This is a genomic window from Citrobacter sp. Cf088 (genome assembly GCF_030334295.1).
In the GTDB taxonomy this organism is placed as follows: Bacteria; Pseudomonadota; Gammaproteobacteria; order Enterobacterales; family Enterobacteriaceae; genus Citrobacter; species Citrobacter freundii.
Map to the genome: position 1 here is coordinate 33,168 of NZ_JAOWEE010000026.1, position 21,098 is coordinate 54,265.

The following is a 21,098-nucleotide window of genomic DNA, read 5'->3' on the forward strand; positions in this document are numbered from 1 at the left end:
ATGGAATACATCATCGGCAAAGGGGTGAGTGTCTTCACCCTCGATGGCAACGAAATCGACCAGAACAATATTGATCTGGCCTTGTTTACCCTTACCGGCTTCACCCCCATTAATACCAATGGCGTTACGGTATGGGAGCGCGGTAGCGAGCGCTACTGGACGCCACCAGACACGCAGATAGAGGACGTGGATAGCATATCTGAGCATCTGAATGCGAAGGTAATGGTGCCGTCACAGGATGCCAGTTTCGCGCAACGGCTATTGCGCCTGGTGCCGATGGTAGTCAATCCGATCGTGTTTATTGAAGGTCGTTTAGTTGGTGGCTGGCAGGTCGAGAATAACCCGGAGCCGAGCACCGGCGACATTATGACAAACGGTCATCAATCCCATTCTTACCAGGACACCGTTTTACCCATGGCTATTGCAATGGTGTTTCTGCAGGTACAGGGGCTGGGCCAACAAGCCTGGGTCTATATCGGGGAGCACGATGCCGCGCAGCCGGAGCTACATTACGTGGTCCCTCACCCGCGTACCCTGGCATTGTTGGAAAGCACACCTGCATTCATCCGCGCGCCGGAGCTTGATAAGTTCGCGGTAGTCGGTCCGTCGCCAGACTTGATACAAGAAGCGTTTACGACCGCTAAGCTAAAGCAGGCCGCGCGCGTTCCTGAGTAATCACCGACCGGCCCCCACCAGGGGGCTGTTATTCACCCTTCAGCATCTTCCGCTAACAATTCAAGCATTGACGGTTTAGGGTTATCAGCCACGATCTGAGTTGGTGAGCTGCAGGCGTCTACTTCCGCCTCTTTGCGGGGCTTGCTGTCGGCATTCAGCCACTGATGGATTAGCGCAGGCATCTGGCCCTTCGTTAAATCGGGTTTAAACCACAAGCTGTACGCCGTCCGGGAGCCACCAGCAGCTGCATACTCCGCGAAGTTGACAATGTAACCCTCCACTCCCTTTTTAAACTCTACGTCATCCATTTTATTACCATTTAACGCGACCATGCCTGAGTCCTGATAAATGATAACTTTGCGCGTACCGCACTCGAAATTAAGCGCACGTAAGCTGGTGGATTGTCCTACTGTCGGAACAGAGATTAGCAATGCAGAAATTAAAACCCGTTTTATATTTTTCATATTTCCCTACCAGACTAAAAAGCAATAAATATGCTTTCACTTATATCTGGCGAGATAGGTTATAGGACTTTCCGCAACAATAGTATGTTATTAAGCAATAATCTTTAACGCCCCAACCTGAGCGCGTCAGCTGCCGCGCGCCCTGTGGCTCATGGCTTCTTGCTATGACTGGGTGTGTTGGCTATTAGACATTATTTTCTAAGGGTTTACTTTAATTTTAATTATAACAACTAAAGGAGGGCAATGAGCAGGTTACTATAAAAACTCATTTGCTCACCTGCCCCTGAAGAAAATAACATAGCCACCAACGAGAAATGATAAAAACAAAGGGCTGAACATGAAAATCAAACTAAAGCTTGTTATCTTTACTTTTAAAATAAATCTTCATATTGAAAGATTGTGTAATTGAATAACCAACAGTACGTTTACGCTCCGTAGTGGTCTATGATTAATCCGCTATTCAATAAACAAAAACGAGGCTTTACATGGATGAAGAATATATCGAGGCTTTAAACCTGAACCCAAACCATAGATTTGAGTTAATCAGTAGCCGAAACGAGGACCGCAAAGGGCGTGATACGGACTATTACACGTATCGTGAGTATGACGAACAAGGCAACGACCTTGGTACCATTACAGTCGCCGATACGACGTCACATTTCCCGCCACAAAGACGGACGATTACACGGGCTTAGAAAGTTAGGTAGGAAAGGGGGTAATTGTACCCCCTATATGGTTAGTTACCGACGGCTACTGCAGCATACGCTTCACGCATCGCCTCATGGAGTTCCGCAAACTTCTCTGCCTTGTACATCGTTTCCCATGACAGCCAGTTGGTTGTGACCATGGCCCAATGAGGCCCGCAATTAAGCATAGGGTCCAGAGGAACCTTTGCCCCTTCCTGGTACACAGCCTCTATCATTCGAACGCAGCGCCCAAAATCATCAACGTCACGGGGGTAAGCATGCTCAGCGCTACAGCTCCCCGTCAGCATAGCTGCCATATAAAGACTGCTGGCCCCCACATCATCACTGGCAAGCCACGCATTCAATCCTACCCCCTTCAAGCCCACGACAGGCTTACGGGCGAACTCCTTAACGATTAAATTGGCTGCTTCGATTATCGTGTTGTAACGGTGGTCTACAGTGAGGCCAGGAATCTGGCGGCACAGTTCTGTAGAAATGGCACTTATTAAAGCAATCTGGTCTATCTGGTGGGTGTCGCTCATTGCTGGCTTCCTTGTAATGGATTCAGGCGACCTGGTGGCAGGTAACGCCCATAGAACGGATAGCGGCGCACACGTCCGGGTTATCATCGAACGCACACAAAATGTTTTCGGTACCGATGTTCCTGATCCAGTCGCGCTTAACCTCAGCTGGTGGTCGGTGCTCTTTCTCCCCACGCATGATCAGGCGGTCATAAGGGATCTGGAATAGCGATAACCAGGCAGCGGTTTCCGCATAGGCCACCTCTCCCCGGCTGGTAAGTATGAAAATCCTGTAATGTCTGCTCAGTGCCACCAGCAACGCGATATTCGCCATGATGGGAGTATCTTTCTCACACGCCAGGCTAAAACGGTCCCAGTTCGGCGCGTAACCCATCATGTCCGGGCCAGGAATCAGATACTCACGGTGGCGGTGGTCAGCCAACGTATTGTCCAGGTCAAACACCACGATATCTGCAGTGGTCACAAAAACACTCCTGTCATTCGTAAGTGAACAATAAAAATTAAATGTAATTCTAAGGTGTTTGTATTTATCGAATGGATAAATTACAACATTCCGTTTTATACTCTGAGAATACCATTAAATCTAAGGTATTTTAAAAGGGTTGTTCATGCTTAGTACAGAGGATCGGGATGCACTCTACGAAAAACAGCGAATCGCAGCGCAACGGCAGCGCGAGCGTCAGAAAACCAAGCTGGCTGACCCAGCTTATCGGCAACATCAACAGGAAAAACGCCAGGCGGCAGCACAACGATCCGCCGAAAAACGATTAGCCCGTATCCGTTCGCCGGAGTATCAGGAAGCGCAGCGTGAAAAACAGCGCATTAAGCGACAGGAATCGGCACAGAAACCACGTACAACACTTACCGTTACCAAACCCCGCAAAACCTCAACGCGAGGACTGAAAGGCCGAACCCCAACTGCAGACGAACGGCGCGTAATGGATGCGTTAGCCAAACTCCCCTGCACCGCTTGCTGGCTGCATAAGCACCACCAGCCAATTGTCAGCCTGCATCATGTAAATGGGCGCACTGCAGCTGGCGCGCATATGGATGTTTTACCGTTGTGCCGGTGGCATCACCAGGACGCGGCCTCAAAAGCAGATCGAGAGCAATACCCGTGGCTGGTGCCGGTTCATGCCAGCGGCAATGTTGGCGGAAAGGCCGAATTTACGCGCCTGAACGCCTCGGAAGAGGATTTGCTACTCATGGCCTACAAACAGGCTGGAATAACCAGAGAGGGGCGCTAATGGCTCGCACAACAACGGAACGGGCCTTAAATCCCCACGGTCACGTATATGTACTGGATGGATTGACCAAACTCCATATTTGCAAGATTTGCGGAACCTGTGAGCGCCGGAACGGACAATATTGGTGGGCTGGTAAGTGGAGTAAGACAGAGCCGCCGTGCGGCCTCAATACTGAGGAACAACGGGACTGGCATAAAAGCGCCAACCCCGACAACGAAGACAGCTAACACACTGCCTGCTTTCTTATCACCACATCTTTCTGGCGCGATCAATTTGCTTACGAACATGCTCGCTGGTTGCATTAGGATGCGCGCCACCAAGATACGAAGTCATTTCTTTAGCAAAATCATCAAATGAAGCACCATTCGCTTTTGCGTCTTTTATTGCTGATTTTGCTTCTTTTTGGTCAATTGGATGACCAGCAAAAACTCCATCAGCACATCCAAAGCTACGCCCAACCTTTTTCTTCCAAGGCATCTTCTTCTCCTTTTTTGATTGTCATAATCGCCGAGTACACCGGCTGCGAAAACGTCACCGAAAACAAGCGGTTGAATTCACGCAGACCAGTATGGCGTAAACGATACATAATTCCACCGCTTAAGCTGCCTATTCTTGATTATGAAGGAGGTCAACCAACCCTTACTCAACTCACCGTGACTAATAATTTTTCCTTTGACATGAAAAAACACAAAGTACAAACCGCATAAAATCCTCGCAGCTGTTGTGTTCCCTTGAGGGTACTTTTGACAATTTAACTTCCTGCTTTAGCGCGGTTGGGAACATCAATAGCCAGTAAGGGGCCGCAATCGCGGCCTTTTTGCTTTCTGGAGGATAGAAAATTGAGTCAAAAAATAGCTGTTTTCAGTCTCTCAACATCAAACCCGCTCTATGTCACCGCTATCTATAACGATGACAACAACCTGATAATGAGCATCCCGAAACCACTCCCCAACTCATTAAAACAACAACGAGTAAAAGTGATCCCCGCCATCGAGAAGCTACTTAAAGCTGACTTTAAGGTGCTGGTGGATGAAACCAGTGGGACCATTGCGAGTGAAAGCGGCGCTCACCATGTTTCACTGAAGACGCGACATACAGACTCGCGCGCAGCCGTTCTCGTCGGCATCGAGCGCTACAACGAATTGCGCCTCCAGAAAGCCATTTCTCTTCCTGAGAAAAACCCCGGCGCATATGAGATCCCGTCTTCTATCGTGGACATTGATTACAACGCCGCCGGTGACGAGGTGTATCACATCAACTGGCAGGATATTCGACCCGAGCACCTGCTCACGATCATGTGCTGTTTTGCCACGGTATACCATCCTGTCACCTCTGCTGCGTACATCAAAGCAATGACCGGCGGCGGCGAAGAACGCGAGCAGCACCCGCTATTACGCGTTTTCGGGAACCTCATTAAGCATCAGGAAGTGACCAGTGCAAACGCCGTTCCGCCATCGCTAACCGGGCAGCGAATCAGTGATAACGAGGTCATTCTATGAGTTACAACCGCCTGGATGACCGCACAATTGACGATCCTATCCTGCTGGCATTGTTTCATCAGGAAGTCATTGCACGGGCCACCAGCTACAGCGCCGACAACATCTCTTACACCATCAAGCCCGATGAGGTTTACCGTTCTGATTTGTCGGCGTTTCGCTGTTACGGTAATGAAGAATTACGCTGGGTATTCCGCCTGCTGGTGGGGCATGAATCTGAAACTGAAGCCATGCCGGTTGGCACAACATTAACCGTGCCGCCGGTGGCCTGGATACGTGACCGGATGCGCGACTATGCGTCGGGAACGGTGGAGTTAATCAGTGGCTGATTTTCCCCGCGCCAGTAACGGGCGATACCAGACAGAAGGCCTCAGCGCGCGCGAGTTCGAACGCCTATTCAACCAGATTGAGAAGGATAAGCGAAGCAAGCGCCGCGCCGCTCGCCGCACTCTGACGCCGTTTTCACTGAAGAACAAAACAGCCGAAGATATCCTCTCGCTTGGCAAGAAGAAAAAAGGCGGTACGTTCTTCACGGTCGAAGACCTGAAGGCATTTGAAAGCCGCCGCAAGGATATCCGACAGACGTTCAATTCAGGCGTTGCCGGGATCACCTATGCCCAGCTCATAGCCGGAAGTGAAGCGATCGACGTTAAGCGTGCTAACAACGCCGTAGACGACGGTTCCGGCATTAAGCGCGCCGTGCCTTCATCATTGAAACATAACGTCGTCACGGTCAGCGTGGAGGCATCAGATCGCTCCGAAGATCAGCATCACCGCGTGAAAGTGCGTTTTGAGGAATGGGATTCACTAATTGATGAGCTGGGGGATGAGACTAGCGCGGTAAAAGTGACGAAAAAGCTGTGTGCCGGTCGTGTATCCTTTGATTGTGATTGTGGTCGTCACCAATACTGGTATCGCTACATCGCGACCGCCGGTAACTTTGCCCTGGCACCACCAAAGGAATACGCCTTCCCCAAAATCCGTAACCCTAATCTCAAAGGGATCGCCTGTAAGCACGTGATCCACGCAATGACCCGACTCCAGTCGGCAAGCTGGCAATTGCGGATCGGTCAGGCCATGCTGCAGGCCGCTAAGCGTGTAGGGTTCGGTGACGACAAGCGGCGTACTACTAAGCATTTCACCGAGGAAGACCGGAAAAGATTCAACAAGAACCGTAACTCACAGACTAACCAGGGGGCGATGCGTCAGGAGTGGGATAAATACCAGCGCCGCCAGAAAGCGCTGGGTAATCAGATTGCGCGAGACAGTACAAAGCTACGCACCCTCAGCGACAAACTGCTAAAAGCCCGGAAAATGACGCAAAAACAACGGGCAAAGGCAGAAGAAAGTCAGCAAAAGCTTAAAGCCGAGCAGGATAAAAACAAGGTGCTGCAGCAGCAGCTCGCCGACCGTTTCAAGGTGGAACGCCAGGCGTTTATTGATGCGATGGTTATGACTGGTGTATCACGTCAGGATGCCGAAAAACGCTTCCTGGACTACGTGAAAAACAAAGGCAGGGGTTAATGCAAAAGCCCCCAACCTTTCGGTCAGGGGGCTGTTTTACGCGTCCATGAATGAGCTTGGCGGAATGTTGAAGCGCCGCGCAAGTGCTTTCATGTGATCCAGTGTTAATGAGCGAGTCCCGTTAAGGATGCGGCTCACCAGCGATTTCTTACCAATCTCTTCCTCAAAATCACTCTGAGTCAGTTTGTGCTGGTCCATCAGGACACGCAGCAGGGCCACGCCACTTGGTAACGCTGCAATACGGTCGTTGAACTCCGCGAACTCTTCCGCCTCATCTTCATACTGGGCAATTTTCGCAACCAGCATGTCCACCAGCGGATGATCTGGCTCGTGTTCAACCAAGTATTCAACCAGCGTCAGCGCGTCTTCATAGTCCTTGCGAGAGGCATTGCCCCCCAGGAGGGGGACAATGCTAACCAGGCTGTTTGCCGCCTGGATAGCATCGGTGTACATCATTCTTTAGTTCTCCGGTAAAAATCTGTCAGCTTGTCGTATTCGGCGTGTGTGGTTATGTGCTTTATAAAGATTTTCCCACGCTCAAAATCAGCAAAAAACATCACCCTTAAATTCCCACCGCCAACATCGATCACCCACCACTTCTCCCGATATTTCATTCTGTCCAGCGAGGCAAATCGTTTTTTCATTTCGTCCGGTGAAGTGTAGTTCTCTCTCTTCAAAGTCCGGTATACGTCGTCTAGTGCCGCTGCCTGATTGGGGAATTGCCTGGTGGCTGTATCGAAAGGTGCTCTCGATACAACGTGCATCCTTCGCTCTCCTTGTGTTTCCATCTTGGAAACATAATATCGCACTCCCGCAGAGTTGACAAGTTGGAAACTGAAAATAATTAGTGCCTCTGCAATTCACAATCTCCATACAGTGCTCACATACGCAAATTAACCCCGTCAGTGAGGCACAGAATGGGCCGTTTTGATGAATGGTTTGACGACATAAGGCCGGTAACAGTCACTCCGGTTAGCCCTGCCGTTATCCAGCCAGAGGAAACAACCGAAGCCACCCCACCAGCAATTACCGATATGGATGAGCTGGTGGAGGTGGATATTGCTGCCCCGCAGCAGCCAGAAGAAACGCTTTTTGATGAGATAGGCTCAACAGAAAGCGCGCCGGTCGCAGCATTGCCAGGTGAACTGGCGACACGCGACCAGGACATAAGTCTGAAGCCGCGTTTTAAAGGCCACTCCCCGCTCAATTCGATGGTGCGCCAGGACTGGATGAAATTCATAGACCTGCACCCGGATAACTTTGACGCCCTGCTCTTTCGACCAGACCCCGAGGATGTGGGCGAGGTTGACGAAGAAAGCGGTATTGAAGGCCCGTCCTACACCGAACTGAACAACAACCAGCGTGACCTACGCTATCTCGATCCGGTCCCGGTCAAGGTGTTGGATTGTCCTGATGAACGGGATTCATTTCAGGCCGTTGATTCTGACGGCGAACAGGACGGGCTGAGTGATGAGCTTCAGTTACTGCGTATAGCCGCAGAAAACGTTTCTATCGGTTCAATACTCACCTGGAATGAAGAAATGGCATCCGGGAAGTTGGCCCAGCGCTGGTGGTATGTACATCGCATTTACAGCTTAGGTACACAGCACGTCGGCTCGCTGTATTACTGCATTCCTGCACGAAACATGGATACAACTGAGGGAGGGATCGTTAAATGAGTCGAGAACTTTTAGCCAAAACGCGCCAGTGGAAAAAAACACGTACAGGGAAGTTCGAAATAACCGGATTTTCCGCGATCGATGAAGCAGTGGCGCGGGAAATTAATAAAATTTTCAGCGACGTCGTAGTGACTCACCCCAACAGGGGCCGTGAGCGGTTTGCAGAGTTCCTGAAGCGTAAGCCGGAAGACCGCGTATTCGTGGGCAATTTTGATAACGTGGTTGAGTTTTTGGGCGCGGTTCGTCGCGCAGCTGCCGGACGCCGTAGCATTCCATCCGATAAAAATATTAACCGCGATGCCATGCCGTTTATCAACATTTCACGGACCTTTGACGCTGACTACGAAAATAACGACAACCAACGTCATCGGCGCGAAGTAGGAGACTTAATGGCTGATGATGGCGAAACACCGATCGCTGAGGTGGACGCCATGCAGGTATTGCTAACCTACAGCGTTACGTTGATTGCTGCCGAAAAATCCACTCTCAGCCTGATGTGTAACACCTTAGCGTCATCATTACGCTGGCGCGAATCCACCAGCTTTACGGCTATCGACTATCTGGTTAACGCAAAAACGGAAATTGATTGCTCTTTCCAGGATGCAAAGGCTATCGGCTACAGCGATTTATCAACGCCGATCACCGAAAACCGGATATTTGCAGCCCAGGCGACGTTAACGGTTATGGCAGACATGCTAACCGCGTTCGAGGTCGATGCGAGCGAGGTTCGTGTTCATACGTACAGCGGCACTCAGGGTTAGTTATGGCTCAGTTACAGCAATACTTTCTTCAGTCGGCAACGCTTAACGATCAGGTCATCCCCCGAGATTGGATAAATTCGGTTCTCTACATTGAGAAAACAGCGCTTACCGGCCCCCTTCTGCGTCTGGAGGTGAGGGATGCCACGGGTTCTATTGTTGACGAATACAAAGCGGCCTACGGCGCTAAGCTGGTGGTCGAAACGGGCGATCCCACCGGCGACCGCAAGACGGTAAAAGAAACCTTTTTCGTTACGTCAGCACCAGCACAGGGTGATGTGGTCCAGATAACGGCGATCCTTGACGCTCTGAAGACAATCAAGACGCCCACCAGCGCAGCAAAACTGTTTTCAAACAGACAGCCAAGAGACATTCTCAAAGACTTTGCAGGTTCTTTAACCGTTGAGGCTGATACGTTTAAAAAAGCAGGAACGTATCACCTAAATATGGGAGAAAAGCCATCGCTGGTGCTCAGCCAAATAGCTGCCGATCATGGCGCTCTGGTGTGGATAGCGCGCGGTAAGTTTTACGTGAAGGAAATGGCGCGCTTAATCAAGACAAAAGCGGCGATGGTGTATGAGTCCAATAACCCCTCAGCTCAATACACGATCAGCCGTTCCGAGCACATCAATCAGGATTTTGCCGCCACACAGGATAGCCAGTATCGCTTTGTTGGTTACTCAGAAACTGATGGGTATGTCGAAACTGGGGACGCCTCCCTGCCCGTTCGCTATGTTTCCGATGCAGATATGTCCACGCTGAAGAACATGCAGCAGGTCCTGGTACCGAAATTAGACATTGAGGTATCAGGTAACACAGATATCACTGCAGGCATGGTGATCGGTATCCAGATCCATCGCTACGACCAGAAAAACCAGGTAGATGAATCCCTCCCGAAAAACTTCATTGTTGAGCGAGTAGCGCATTACGAAGACCGCATATCGTATATCACGCGCATGATATTAGGAGTGCCATACATTGAGTAAGAAAAGAGCTGTCATTGTGGGAACTAAGCACCCTGGCGGATTAATGCGCGCGCAAGTAAGGGTTTTGCCGGATTGGGTTGGCGTACCGGATGAATCGTTACCGTGGGCGGAATACATGATGCCCATTGGCAATGCTTTTACACCAACAGTTACCGGTGATCTGGTGTGGGTAGAGTTTCCATATACCGATGTTCGGGGAAAGCCTGATACACGACGACCGTTGATTGTCGGCGCAGCCTCCGATTCGCCTGGCGGGGTTCCTAACGTTGCGCCTGAAGCGTCCGGGCAAGGTTCCGCGTGGGAGCCGCCGCCGGTTGATGGTGCGCCAGCGCGCCCACAATTCACACCAAGTGAAGATTTTGTTGTGCATCGCAATAACGTTTTTGAGGTTCGTACAGCTGGTGGCGGGTATGAGATAGCCAATACTGCAGCTGGTACGCGCATAGGCATGAATGAGGACGGTAAAGCCTACATTATCGGACCTGGTGATGTGGTCTTTGATGCTGGTGGAGACTTCATTGTAAAAGCTGGTGGAAAAATCAGCCTAAAATCTAAGGGTAAAACAGAAATAACAGCAGGCACAGCAATGGACCTAACTGCAGCTGGCAAGCTGAGCGGCAAAGCATCGCAAGTTGATTTTTCAAAATAAATAACATCAATTCTAAGGCATAATGTGATTTAATCGACCTGTCTTTATCAGGTAGGTAATCACAGGATGAAATCTCCTTTCTTAAAAAACGTCTGTATCTATCGCCTTTCGCGTGATTTTTCCCTGTCACGCGAGGCGTTTCACGAGCAATTAGCCCAGTTCGCTTTCACGCCTTGTGCAGCTCAGGATATGGCTACGTCTGGCTGGGTTAACGTTACCCCGGAGACAATGGTTATTGAGCATGAAGGCTCTTACCTGATCTGCTATTGCAATGAAAGCAAGATACTCCCCACGCATGTAGTCAACGAGGAAGTGGCGAAGCGTGTAAACAAGGTAGAAAACACGCAAGGCCGTAAAGTTCGCCGCGCCGAACGTCTGGCCCTCAAAGATGAAGCGCTGATGGCTCTCATTCCGCGCGCATTCACCAAGTCCTCCATGCACTACGTCTGGATAGACCTGAACCTGCAGCGGGTTATCGTCGAAGCCGGTAGCGCCAGAACTGCAGAAAACATACTGGCCCTGTTACGTAAAACCATCGGTTCTCTGCCCGTTGTGCCGTTGATGATGGAAAACCCCATTGAGCTGACGATGACCGATTGGCTCAAATCAAATCAGATGCCAGCAGGTTTCACTATTGGCTCTGATGCCGTGCTTAAAGCCATTCTGGAAGATGGCGGCGCACTCCGCGTTAGCAAACAAGATCTGTTTAGCGATGAAATATCTACGCACCTGGAAGCCGGTAAGCTGGCGACCGCTGCGGGACTGCACTGGCGGGACCGAATGTCGTTTCGGTTGATGGATGATATGACGATCAAAGCCATTAACTTCGCCGACGAGCTGCGCGACCAGAATGACGATATCGATCGTGAAGACGCTCATTCCCGGCTGGTGGCTGATTTCATACTTTTCTCAGGCGAGTTCAACGCCATGATGAGCGATCTCACCGTTGCGCTGGGTGGCGTCTGTGAGCGCTAACCAAGTAATACGCCACCAGCTGACCTATGGCTCAGTGTGTAGCGGCGTAGAGGCGGCAAGCCTTGCATGGGAGGTGCTTGGTTTAAAACCTCTTTGGTTTGCCGAGATAGAAAAATTCCCGTCTGAAGTATTGGCATACCGTTGGCCTAACGTTCCCAACTTGGGCGATATGACGACACTCCCCGCGCGTATCCGGGCGCGTGAAATCACCGCGCCAGATGTGCTGGTCGGTGGTACGCCATGCCAGGCATTCTCTCTTGCTGGGTTACGCGGTGGTCTGGCTGATCCGCGAGGCCAACTCACCTTAAAATTTATAGAGATCGCGAATGCAATTGATGAAGTCAGAGCTGCTGACAACCTCCCACCGGTTATTATCGTTTGGGAGAATGTACCCGGCGTCCTTATCAGCAGTGACAACGCCTACGGCAATTTTCTTGCCGGATTGGTTGGCGAATATGATCCGTTTGAACCAGGTGAACGACCGGCGCGCGGAAAACACGGTCGATTCTGGCGATGGAGAGCAAAGGCCGGGTTACATGTTCCTAAGTGGACAAAGCACGGTCACATTGTTGGACGATGCCGCACCGTGGCCTGGTGCGTCAAAGACGCTAAATATTTCGGAGTGGCCCAACGCCGCCGTAGAGTCTTCCTTGTCGCATGTGCTGGAGCAGGAATTGATCCCGGATCGGTACTTTTTGAGCCGGGAAGCATGTGCCGGGATACTCCGCCGAGCAGAAAGCCGCGGGAAACGACTACCAGAGAAGATGCAACAGGCGCTGGTGGCAAGAATTACCGAAACACAATATGTATGGCAACCGGGCAGGCCGGAGCCGAAATAACTCAGGACGATACCAGCCCGACTCTAACCTGCAATCATGAAGCCCCGATAGTATTTAATGAAACCGGGCGCGGCTTCTGGAACACCGATAATACTGCCGCAACTATTCGTGCCGGTAATGCAGCCGGATTAGGCGGCGCGAGAGATAGCACCCTCACACTATGCAATCCATCATCACAAATTCGACGCCTATTACCTATTGAATGTGAACGCCTGCAGGGTATGCCTGACGGTCATACCCATATCCCCACGGGCCGATTCAAGCGGCTTACTAACGATGAGTTGGAATACCTACGACGAAAAAGACCTGAACTATCCAGCGATGAGATACAGCGCCTGTCAAAAGATGCACCGCGCTATAAAGCCATTGGCAACAGTATGGCAGTTCCGGTTATGCGCTGGCTGATGACACGCATTCTTAGCGAATTACCGGTTAATGCACCACTGCAATCCCCCTCTCCTGTACCTAAAACCGTTGAGAAAATGACAAAGAAAAAACGCAAAACCTCTAAGGCGGTGAATACGTCGTCTTTTGTACGCCCGTTCCTCAAATGGCCCGGCGGGAAATATGCCCAGCTGGACCAAATCATGCCGTTTATTGGATCGGGTAAGCGCCTCATTGAGCCGTTCGTCGGTGCTGGTTCGGTATTCCTCAATGCACAAGGCTTTGAGCGATACATCGGCGGGGATACCAGCGCTGACCTTATTGGCCTTTACCATGCACTACAGAAAACCCCCGGCGCGCTGGTGGATAAAGCCAGGGCAATGTTTGATGGGTATAACTCCGAAAAGGGTTACTTCGACATTCGCGAGAAGTTCAACCGTATTCACTACACACCACTGGAACGCGCTGCGGCACTTCTTTACCTCAACCGCCATTCTTACAATGGCCTGATGCGTTACAACCTAAAAGGCGGGTTCAACTCATCCTACGGCAAGTATAAAGCCCCCTATTTCCCTGCAGATGAAATGGAAGCCTTTAGCAAGCTCTCTCCTTCATGCGAATTTCACTGCCAGTCTTTCGTGGACACTATCCGCCAGGCCGGTGAAGGCGATGTGCTGTTTTGCGATCCGCCCTATATGCCGTTACCGGGTAAGGAAGGATTCACAACATACACCGGCACTACGTTCACCGACGAACACCAATGGCAATTGCTCAATGAAATGGTTGCAGCCCACCAGCGAGGCGCGCGTGTGATCGCCACGAACTCCAGCAACGAGAAACTGGTTGAGGCATACCGCAAAGCTGGCTTTAACGTGCGCGACCTGTTTGCGCGCCGCTCTATGTCATGCAAAGGCGACTCACGTGAAATCGCCATTGATATCATTGCTACGCTGGGGGCCGCATGACGCACGACGAACTAAACTAAATAGCCAAACGCTGGCTACTCAGGGCCGAAAGTGCAAAGGGGCCGGGTTGCAAGGTCGCTTTCGTGGAAGTCGGCGCAGTAGGCGATACAGAGCGCGCTGACGCATGGGGTTATCCCCCGTAAGCTGGACCCCATACTCTAATAACAAAAAGCCCACCGAAGTGGGCTTAATCATCTTACCGTAGATCAGTTCAGTCTTTTTTCGTCTGCTTCAGGAAATTCATAACCTTTTCTGGCGGTAGTTCTGCCAGAGCCAGCAAGCCAGCTTTAACAACATCTGTACGCGTGAGGCTTACTTCCCCCTCAGCTGCAGCTTGCTGTAAATGAGTGGTTATTTGGTTCAAATAGTTATCGGTTAGTGACACCGTAACCGGTCGGCTTTTCGCGCGGCCTTTTGATGCCACCACGGGAACAACACCGGCATTGGCAGAGCCTCCAGTGATAAAAGCGTCTTCGCCAGGTTTGGTTGCAGCACGGTTTCTCACAGAATCACCTCATCAACTAAATTACGAATCTCTTCTTTTGCCTTCTCATTCTCCGCTTCAAAAATGGTTGTGCTTGACGCCCACGTGTCACGGAAAACTTTACGGTCACAAACACGGTTTGAAGCCTGAGCCATTGCCGGGAAGTCTTTCAGCACTTCTGCCGCCAGATTACCTTCATTCACAAAGAGGTTGGTTGGCGTCATATTCAGAACAAGGTACCCGCGAACCTTTTCATTGAAATCTTTAGCTGCAGTGAATACTTCACAGGTGTGCGGCACAACATCCAGATCCATCTGTGAAGGACGAAGAGGGGAAATAAATACATCAGCCGCCATAAGCCCGGAACGTAGCTCGCTACTGTCTCGCCCAGCACTATCAGCTATTACAAAATCATAATGCTGAGACATTTCTAAGAGAGTGTTTTTGATGTTGCCGGTAGCCGATACTACTGGTACGCGCGGCAAATTTTCATCACGGTTGTTATACCAGGTCAGAACTGACTTCTGATCGTCGGCATCGACAATCATAACGGTTTTCCCTAACTCCAGCAGATACGCCGCAATAGAAACGGCCAGCGTCGATTTGCCCACGCCACCCTTTTGAGACCCCAGTAATATAATCATCGTGCAACCCCGCGTCATACTGTCACATTGAATGACACTATTATAATGTGACAATAACAAAAAAAACAAACACCCAGCGTCCCAATATGCGCATTTCACAGAGTAAATCACAGACCACCTACCCTTTCGCTGCGTAACCAACACAGGAGGCGTTATGAGCGCAGCAGGAACTATTGATTCCGTTTGCTCTGGTCATGGTGGATTTCCATCCAGGAAAACAGCAGAAGCAGAGCCATTCCTAACCATCAATGGAAAGCCGGTGCTGGTGGATGGAAACCTATTCCCCGATCACTCAGACGGCAATTCCACTCACAGCGGCGTAGCGGTATCTACACGCCCCTGGTTCACCATAAACGGGAAACCTATCGCATGCGTTTCCGATCCCGTGTCGTGCGGCTCAGTGGTAGCCACCGGCGATGATTTTTTTCAGGTGGCATGATGTTAGATAACGATAAACAAATTGATGCTTTCGGCATCCTGACGGCACAAGGCTCAGCGACCCCAGCGCCCATTATTAGTTACCGCAAAGCGACAGGCCTGTCTGACAGCCTAAAGAGTGCCGTTACCGCTCTTTACCTGGCTGACGTCACATACCCTCCATCAATATCCGGGTACACGGATATGCTACCCAAATACATCAATACACTGGCTGCAGCAGCTGCGGAGGCCAGCCGATTTATTGCAGCGATTCAGGGGTACACCACGCCATCGGATCTTCTGCAGATGAAAATCGGCTGGGAATGCTATGCAAAAGGCAACCGCTTAACGCCGGTACCGCCATTTGCGCTGGTGGAAGGGTTATGTGACACCGCCACCAGTGAAAGCATGATCGACGCACTGAATCATATTGAGCTAACTGCACTGTCAGATGCGATGAACATCATTAACGAAAAAATGCTTGCCGCCGCCGTTCCGCCCGGAGGTGAAGGAGAAGCAACTCCCCCACCGGTACCGCCCAGCTTCACACCAGCTGAAATTGAAGCGCTGAAAGTTGCAACTGAAACGCTTTCCCCGCTGTTTTCGGTACTTGATGCCACCAGCACAGTAACCAGCGATTACACAGACCGGGTAAATAACTCTACGGCTGTAGCCACAAAATCACTGGCTAATGCCGTAGCCATAACACTGACGGTAGGGCTAACCGCCGATCCTGTTATGTCACAAGCCATAGCGTCAATCATGCCCCCCGGCGTTATAGACGCACTCAAAGAGGAATGAACATGTTAAGTGCCTGGCGAACGCCGGTTATAGCAGTCACGCTGGCCCTACTCAGTTACGTATTGATTAAGGGATATAACGCCTATTCAGATCACGTTAAGTACGTAAAAGGTCTGGAAACCGACAACAAAACGCTGCAGGAAGACAACGACAACCTTGATGCCCAAAAACGCGGCCTGAGTGTCGCTCTCCAGCAACAGCAAGAGCAAAACGAAGAGTTGCGGCTTGAACTGCAAAGGCGCGCCGATCTTCAGGCTGAAAGCAATAAGAAAGAGAGTGATCTGGAAGAACAGCTAAGCAAACAGAAACAGGAAACAGCAGATGCAATTTCAAACCTTACTAAACAGCTCCAGAAGGCGGGGCTTCGCAATTTGCGTCTTCCTGACGGTGTTATCAGGATGCAACGGGAACGCGCCGAGGAAGTCAACCGCAGAGCCAATAGTCGTTACAAAGGTAGTGAGCCTACCAAAGCAGGAAGCCAAAGCGTACCTACCGTGCCTGATTCCTGAAGATCCTCCAGAACACCTGGAACTATACCCTGCCTATACGATGGTGCTGTTCGATGCAATTGAAGAATGCAACTCGCGTAACGCAATCCGGTCTGACTACAACATGAAGCTTTGATGGTGTGATGATGGGTATGGGAAAGGCTGCAATAGCGGCCTTTTTTTCGGCCCGGGTTTAATTACGGTTACTTTCATAATGGAGCCAGTAAATACGGTTACTTTCATAAAACATCGCGCCTGCAGGTCTACTATTCAGCCCTGCTATCACCAGCAGCGGGGTAAAACATGCAACTAACCGTACAGTAAACTAACCGTATACGCATGCGAGAGCATGCAACTAACCGTATTATGAAACTAACCGTATTCCTCAGCTGGAGGCTGTCAGTTTTGGCGAGCGGGAATGGATAATAAACTGTACCTCCCTGCCCTTCTTCGCTTCAGAGAACTCCAGATAGCCAATAGACACAAGGTCAGCCATAGCGCGACGAACTACAACGTTCTGGTCGCAGACGCGAGATTGCATCGCCAGACGCTCACGTAAGCGCTTCAGTGATACGTACAACGTGCCGGAAGGCATGGACTCGAAGTAGATATACAGCGATTGAGCGGCTTCCTTACGAGATAACTCACCCAGCGCCTTTAAGCCCAGTAACACCTTATGGTCGTAGCGGTACAACTCCCACAGGTTCGGATCGCCAACAATCTCAACCTGGTCAGAGTCTGTATCAAGCGTGGCTTTCTGCACCAGGTGCGTGACCATGGCCTTTTTTCCGTCTTTGGAGCGGAAGGAAAGCGTCACACTGGAAAGGTTAAACATGGAGTCAAACAAGCGTTTACGCGCGCGCTGGTTAATATCCGTTGGACGTAGACCACACATCCGCGCAAACTCAGTAAATGGCAGGGTTATCTTTTCAGATGTGAAGCCATAGACACTGAAAGCGCTAATGATCCCTACCCACGTTTTAAAATCCGTGGACATATTTAACTTAGCGCCGTGAATTTTAATGTCTGTGTAGCCCTCTCTACGGGCCACCTCAAGGCTGGAAAGCTCATCCGATGCGTCTATGAGGAAATCACGCTTGCCGCGCTCACGTGGCGATACAGGCGTAAATACGCTAAGTCGGAGCAAGGCGACAGGCTGAACTGTCTTATTGCTGTTTGGCGTCAGTTCATAAACTGTGTCTGAATCTTTTTTAGTGACAGCAAAGGGGCTGACGATCTCATTGTTATTCAAAGACATTCCTATTTATCCACATAGGTAGCTTAAAAAACAAGCAAATTATGAAAGTGACCGTAATCGGATTATGAAAGTAGCCGTATTTATTATGAAAGTAAACGTATTATTTATGAAAGCGACCGTATTTATTATGAAAGTGACCGTACGATCTGCCGTTTTCTTTACCTATATCAAATAGATACAGCGTCGGTGATCTTTATTGATCTTTTAATGATCTCTATTGGACTAAAAGAATTGATCTATCAGGTGGATAAGTGGATAACTCACCGCTTAGCCACCTTAAGTCATTTGCGTAATTTCTGTAACTATCAGTTAGTTGTGGGCCAGATTTCGCAGATAGGCTCCTAGCTGCGCCCGTTGATAACCGATACCGCCGCTCGTTTGATCAATAATGATGTTGGCATCAAGCAAGCCGAGTTTAATACGGCGCTCAATCGCTGCCCACATCACCTTCTGATAGTTCTTCCCACCAGCAAGCAGTATTGAGCGTACTCCAGAGGGCCATTCTATAGAGTCGAAAGCAGAGAGTTCGGCGACCATTTCACCGGCTCGCGCAGCTGTCATGCGTTGCTCATACGGTTCAATGATACTGTTCGCGTCAATGAAACCGTGCCTTGCTGACAAGATGACAACGGCTGGCCATATTACCGGTGCGTTCGCGCGGAACGTCGAATACATGACCCCTTGATAAAGGTCTATTGCCGGGGCAGTTGCCCTACCCTTTGTCGCAGAGCAGGACATGAGAATTAAGCTATGTTTCATAATCTGTTCCTGATTTCTCATCGTCGGCTGCACCATGCTCCCGGCTGAATGAGTAAATATTTACTCATTCATAATCAGTAGTCAATGATAAAGAGTAAATATTTACTCAGGCTCATTCGACAGATATGATGTGATCAACCAGATTAGCCAGGACATGAGTATGAAAGTGAATTATGTGAGGAAAGGCACCGGTACGCGCACGACGATCGTTATCCCCGATCACCTATGCCAGTTATGGTTTGCAACCACGCCTTCTGATGCAGTAAAGCGCGATACGCAGCGTATTAAAGAGCGCCTGGAGCAGTTGGATGCACCCAGCGAAGGCGAACCATTTCAGCGCTTAGCAGAGTCTGCGCTGGTGGCTGATATTGAAGCATACCAGGCTCGTTTACTCGCTTCCGGCGAGCAGATGAAGGTTCGTGTCATTGAAGCCCTGTTACCGTGGCTGCAAGGTGCAGTTGAACCGACCGCCAGCGCGGGGGATGTGTTTAAGGCGATTGAGAGATTTAAGTCTGTTCCGTGGGAAATTGAGGAATCATTCGAAAGTCTTGAGAACCAGCGTTAGCTGATTTAACTGTGCATACATACACTATTTTGCGTTAAAAAATAGAGAATTGACTTGTTGCGCATGAATAATACGGCACTCGATCAAATTTTCTATTTTTTTTCTCAATTATTGACATATCTGCCAGGCCTTATAAGACGCGCACTTAGCTATTATTCCCCTTCTGCAACCTCAATTTAACCTTAAAATCAACTCTTGTACTGAAAAGAATCCCTACTAGAATACTCACCATATAGCGTCTACTTTATCAAGCATCCACTACATGTAGTTTTTATTTTGGTCTTAACCCAAAATAGAAAAAGCCCAGTTGATGAGACTGGGCCTTTCAGTCAGTAGTTGAGTTTGCGGCTCAATTACCGTGCCGAATGTATCTGGCGACTGAGGGAAGCTTAACGAAAGGAGCAGCATTCTTCAATTTTTTTAGACGTAAAAGTCGTTTACTACTGATTTGAATGTGAATTTAGTTTGTCCAGGTTTTTGGTGATGCTTAAACCTCATTCCCACTAAATTCGTGTCGAATGTATCTGGCGACTACGGATACACAAACTGCAAAGGCAAGTGTAAGAGTGTTTGCAGCCAGGCACGGAGACAATAGAGGCTCATGCCATGTTTCTTCTTCTGCTGAAACTTGCGCACCCTGTAGCGGTCATTATCATGACCCTGCTGGAATACTGGAAAGATCGTTAATTTCAGTGCGCAAAGAGGTGCTCGCTTAGGCGGGCCCTCTTCTCACAATTTAGCTTTATTCCCTATACACACAGTGTAATCTATGAGCATAAACCTCATGGAAATATGGAAATACTATGGCTAACTGTATTCCTCTAGACCCCAAATTGCCTGCCAATTTTGACATTACACCAAACGACAAACGATCTAAGAACCAGCTCGACACCTGGTGGGATCATCCTTACTGCATCACCCATGACGGCGCATTCCTGGTGTACTGTCTGAATGGTGGAGCGTGGGACCGCCCAACACTGTTTGGCAAAGCAAACACCTATGATGAAGCCTGCGAACTGGCAGAAAAAAAACAGGCTGAGTGGGTAAAAACACGCGCGCAACCGACGTTCCTGTATTCGACAGAACCTCCGTTCATTCTCATTCGACAGCCCCAGCGTCCAGACCACCAGCAGGTCGTCATTGCTGAGTTCGCCACAGTAGAAGAAATGAGTTTGTTTAACTTAAGACAGGAAGGAAATGATTTTGTAGAGGTCGCACCTACCCTCAACCACAAGCAAATGAATCTCCATCAGTTGGCCTGGTATAGCCATGAGCTTGAGCTGTCTATCTCTAAGCTGGGTAATGAAGCAAACGCGCTAAGTGAACTACGGGACGTTGTGATTAAACGCATCCGTGAAGTGCAGAACGGATAAAAGGGAATTCGAGAATGGCAAAAATTCAATACCACCGTGACTGGGGTAATTACCTGGAAGTGTACGACCACGACTCAGTTGCAGAAATGAACGATCAGCTACTTCAGCACTGTGAAGAGACAATGGGGGCTAACTCTCCAGATATAGTCGTTGAATATCCGGTATATCTCCGTGATATCTATTCTGTGAAAGAACCAGGGAAATTAACTCGCATCGGCTACGTGAGCTTGGTTTATGAGGACGCAGCCGACGGCTATGTGGTCCACCATTACACGCTCGACAAGAAAGAGCTTCCTAATGAATGGAGCGCCTTTAGCTTTTATGGCGGGGAATACGGGCTAAAACAAGCTCAGTAAAAAGACATGTAGTGAGGGCATCAATGGCGGTAAGGCTATATTACAACGCAGCTGATATGCGAACGAGGGCCAGTGATGCCTGGC

General features: G+C 49.8%; 28 protein-coding genes. 17 read left to right on the forward strand and 11 right to left on the reverse strand.

Annotated features, from left to right (window positions below):
- Complete coding sequence (locus OGV71_RS01715) at positions 1–675, forward strand: hypothetical protein (protein ID WP_126510745.1); 675 nt, start codon at positions 1–3, stop codon at positions 673–675.
- A 32-nt stretch (positions 676–707) separates the two neighbouring features.
- Here OGV71_RS01715 and OGV71_RS01720 read toward each other — a convergent pair whose 3' ends face one another.
- The 3 genes from OGV71_RS01720 to OGV71_RS01730 all read right to left on the reverse strand — a co-directional run bounded on the left by OGV71_RS01720 (position 708) and on the right by OGV71_RS01730 (position 2,830).
- Positions 708–1,139: a hypothetical protein gene (locus OGV71_RS01720; RefSeq protein WP_071444884.1), complete on the reverse strand. Its 432-nt coding sequence runs from the start codon at positions 1,137–1,139 to the stop codon at positions 708–710.
- Positions 1,140–1,875: 736 nt separating this feature from the next.
- On the reverse strand, positions 1,876–2,367 hold the full coding sequence (locus tag OGV71_RS01725; protein WP_071444883.1) for a hypothetical protein: 492 nt from the start codon (positions 2,365–2,367) through the stop codon (positions 1,876–1,878).
- Positions 2,368–2,389: 22 nt separating this feature from the next.
- Positions 2,390–2,830: a phosphatase domain-containing protein gene (locus OGV71_RS01730; protein ID WP_071444882.1), complete on the reverse strand. Its 441-nt coding sequence runs from the start codon at positions 2,828–2,830 to the stop codon at positions 2,390–2,392.
- A 145-nt stretch (positions 2,831–2,975) separates the two neighbouring features.
- Between OGV71_RS01730 and OGV71_RS01735 the strand changes: the two genes are divergently transcribed.
- The gene (locus OGV71_RS01735; protein ID WP_071444881.1) at positions 2,976–3,614 is read left to right on the forward strand and encodes a Ref family recombination enhancement nuclease; all 639 of its coding nucleotides are present in this window, start codon (positions 2,976–2,978) and stop codon (positions 3,612–3,614) included.
- A gap of 246 nt (positions 3,615–3,860) precedes the next feature.
- On the opposite strand, the gene OGV71_RS01740 is transcribed toward OGV71_RS01735, so the two are convergent.
- Positions 3,861–4,091, reverse strand: a complete 231-nt coding sequence (locus OGV71_RS01740; RefSeq protein ID WP_071444879.1) for a hypothetical protein — start codon at positions 4,089–4,091, stop codon at positions 3,861–3,863.
- Positions 4,063–4,200, reverse strand: a complete 138-nt coding sequence (locus OGV71_RS01745) for a hypothetical protein (RefSeq protein ID WP_165612481.1) — start codon at positions 4,198–4,200, stop codon at positions 4,063–4,065. The genes OGV71_RS01740 and OGV71_RS01745 overlap by 29 nt, the downstream gene beginning before the upstream one ends.
- A 253-nt stretch (positions 4,201–4,453) precedes the next feature.
- Here OGV71_RS01745 and OGV71_RS01750 point away from each other — a divergent pair, with 253 nt between their 5' ends.
- The 3 genes from OGV71_RS01750 to OGV71_RS01760 are packed head-to-tail and all read left to right on the forward strand — an operon-like array spanning position 4,454 to position 6,634.
- On the forward strand, positions 4,454–5,113 hold the full coding sequence (locus OGV71_RS01750; protein ID WP_186805022.1) for a maturation control protein: 660 nt from the start codon (positions 4,454–4,456) through the stop codon (positions 5,111–5,113).
- A complete protein-coding gene (locus OGV71_RS01755; protein WP_000121260.1) occupies positions 5,110–5,439 on the forward strand; it encodes a hypothetical protein in 330 nt (109 codons plus the stop codon). Before OGV71_RS01750 ends, OGV71_RS01755 begins: the two co-directional genes overlap by 4 nt.
- Positions 5,432–6,634 (forward strand): OmpH family outer membrane protein, encoded by a 1,203-nt coding sequence (locus OGV71_RS01760; protein ID WP_071444878.1) that lies wholly within the window; start codon positions 5,432–5,434, stop codon positions 6,632–6,634. Before OGV71_RS01755 ends, OGV71_RS01760 begins: the two co-directional genes overlap by 8 nt.
- 36 nt (positions 6,635–6,670) lie before the next feature.
- Here the strand turns inward: OGV71_RS01760 and OGV71_RS01765 are convergent, their stop codons facing one another.
- Together OGV71_RS01765 and OGV71_RS01770 are read right to left on the reverse strand one after the other, a co-directional pair.
- Positions 6,671–7,090 (reverse strand): helix-turn-helix domain-containing protein, encoded by a 420-nt coding sequence (locus tag OGV71_RS01765; protein WP_000990392.1) that lies wholly within the window; start codon positions 7,088–7,090, stop codon positions 6,671–6,673.
- Positions 7,087–7,398: a type II toxin-antitoxin system HigB family toxin gene (locus tag OGV71_RS01770; protein ID WP_000558568.1), complete on the reverse strand. Its 312-nt coding sequence runs from the start codon at positions 7,396–7,398 to the stop codon at positions 7,087–7,089. Before OGV71_RS01770 ends, OGV71_RS01765 begins: the two co-directional genes overlap by 4 nt.
- Positions 7,399–7,551: 153 nt before the next feature.
- Between OGV71_RS01770 and OGV71_RS01775 the strand changes: the two genes are divergently transcribed.
- The 6 genes from OGV71_RS01775 (at position 7,552) to OGV71_RS01800 (ending at position 13,869) form a co-directional block, all read left to right on the forward strand.
- Entirely contained in the window at positions 7,552–8,313 is a 762-nt protein-coding gene (locus OGV71_RS01775) for a phage tail protein (RefSeq protein WP_151237602.1), read from the forward strand.
- Positions 8,310–9,074, forward strand: a complete 765-nt coding sequence (locus OGV71_RS01780) for a baseplate (RefSeq protein ID WP_240498904.1) — start codon at positions 8,310–8,312, stop codon at positions 9,072–9,074. Before OGV71_RS01775 ends, OGV71_RS01780 begins: the two co-directional genes overlap by 4 nt.
- A gap of 2 nt (positions 9,075–9,076) precedes the next feature.
- Positions 9,077–10,057 (forward strand): tail length tape measure protein, encoded by a 981-nt coding sequence (locus OGV71_RS01785; protein WP_197385916.1) that lies wholly within the window; start codon positions 9,077–9,079, stop codon positions 10,055–10,057.
- A gap of 43 nt (positions 10,058–10,100) precedes the next feature.
- Positions 10,101–10,706, forward strand: a complete 606-nt coding sequence (locus OGV71_RS01790) for a baseplate protein (protein ID WP_071444875.1) — start codon at positions 10,101–10,103, stop codon at positions 10,704–10,706.
- A 66-nt stretch (positions 10,707–10,772) separates the two neighbouring features.
- On the forward strand, positions 10,773–11,681 hold the full coding sequence (rdgC, locus tag OGV71_RS01795) for a recombination-associated protein RdgC (protein WP_071444874.1): 909 nt from the start codon (positions 10,773–10,775) through the stop codon (positions 11,679–11,681).
- Positions 11,671–13,869 carry a Dam family site-specific DNA-(adenine-N6)-methyltransferase gene (locus tag OGV71_RS01800; protein ID WP_243457033.1) on the forward strand — a complete coding sequence of 733 codons (2,199 nt, stop codon included), beginning with the start codon at positions 11,671–11,673 and terminating at the stop codon, positions 13,867–13,869. The genes rdgC and OGV71_RS01800 overlap by 11 nt, the downstream gene beginning before the upstream one ends.
- A 211-nt stretch (positions 13,870–14,080) precedes the next feature.
- Here the strand turns inward: OGV71_RS01800 and OGV71_RS01805 are convergent, their stop codons facing one another.
- Together OGV71_RS01805 and OGV71_RS01810 are read right to left on the reverse strand one after the other, a co-directional pair.
- A complete protein-coding gene (locus OGV71_RS01805) occupies positions 14,081–14,374 on the reverse strand; it encodes a hypothetical protein (RefSeq protein ID WP_126510733.1) in 294 nt (97 codons plus the stop codon).
- Positions 14,371–14,997: a division plane positioning ATPase MipZ gene (locus OGV71_RS01810; protein WP_126510731.1), complete on the reverse strand. Its 627-nt coding sequence runs from the start codon at positions 14,995–14,997 to the stop codon at positions 14,371–14,373. The genes OGV71_RS01805 and OGV71_RS01810 overlap by 4 nt, the downstream gene beginning before the upstream one ends.
- A gap of 154 nt (positions 14,998–15,151) precedes the next feature.
- Here OGV71_RS01810 and OGV71_RS01815 point away from each other — a divergent pair, with 154 nt between their 5' ends.
- Genes OGV71_RS01815 through OGV71_RS01825 form a run of 3 tightly spaced genes read left to right on the forward strand, consistent with a single transcriptional unit; the run spans position 15,152 to position 16,724 of the window.
- The gene (locus OGV71_RS01815) at positions 15,152–15,436 is read left to right on the forward strand and encodes a PAAR domain-containing protein (RefSeq protein WP_071444871.1); all 285 of its coding nucleotides are present in this window, start codon (positions 15,152–15,154) and stop codon (positions 15,434–15,436) included.
- Entirely contained in the window at positions 15,433–16,215 is a 783-nt protein-coding gene (locus OGV71_RS01820) for a hypothetical protein (RefSeq protein ID WP_220755896.1), read from the forward strand. Before OGV71_RS01815 ends, OGV71_RS01820 begins: the two co-directional genes overlap by 4 nt.
- Positions 16,216–16,217: 2 nt before the next feature.
- Positions 16,218–16,724, forward strand: coding sequence for a hypothetical protein (locus OGV71_RS01825; RefSeq protein ID WP_197385918.1), 507 nt, complete (start codon positions 16,218–16,220; stop codon positions 16,722–16,724).
- 364 nt (positions 16,725–17,088) lie between these two features.
- Here OGV71_RS01825 and OGV71_RS01830 read toward each other — a convergent pair whose 3' ends face one another.
- Complete coding sequence (locus OGV71_RS01830; RefSeq protein ID WP_071444869.1) at positions 17,089–17,961, reverse strand: RepB family plasmid replication initiator protein; 873 nt, start codon at positions 17,959–17,961, stop codon at positions 17,089–17,091.
- A 309-nt stretch (positions 17,962–18,270) separates the two neighbouring features.
- Entirely contained in the window at positions 18,271–18,720 is a 450-nt protein-coding gene (locus OGV71_RS01835) for a DUF6884 domain-containing protein (protein ID WP_220755895.1), read from the reverse strand.
- 160 nt (positions 18,721–18,880) lie between these two features.
- Here OGV71_RS01835 and OGV71_RS01840 point away from each other — a divergent pair, with 160 nt between their 5' ends.
- The 3 genes from OGV71_RS01840 to OGV71_RS01850 all read left to right on the forward strand — a co-directional run bounded on the left by OGV71_RS01840 (position 18,881) and on the right by OGV71_RS01850 (position 21,014).
- Complete coding sequence (locus OGV71_RS01840; protein ID WP_151237608.1) at positions 18,881–19,285, forward strand: hypothetical protein; 405 nt, start codon at positions 18,881–18,883, stop codon at positions 19,283–19,285.
- 803 nt (positions 19,286–20,088) lie between these two features.
- A complete protein-coding gene (locus tag OGV71_RS01845; RefSeq protein ID WP_197385919.1) occupies positions 20,089–20,658 on the forward strand; it encodes a DNA-binding protein in 570 nt (189 codons plus the stop codon).
- Positions 20,659–20,672: 14 nt separating this feature from the next.
- Positions 20,673–21,014: a hypothetical protein gene (locus OGV71_RS01850; RefSeq protein ID WP_197385920.1), complete on the forward strand. Its 342-nt coding sequence runs from the start codon at positions 20,673–20,675 to the stop codon at positions 21,012–21,014.
- Positions 21,015–21,098: the final 84 nt, after the last annotated feature.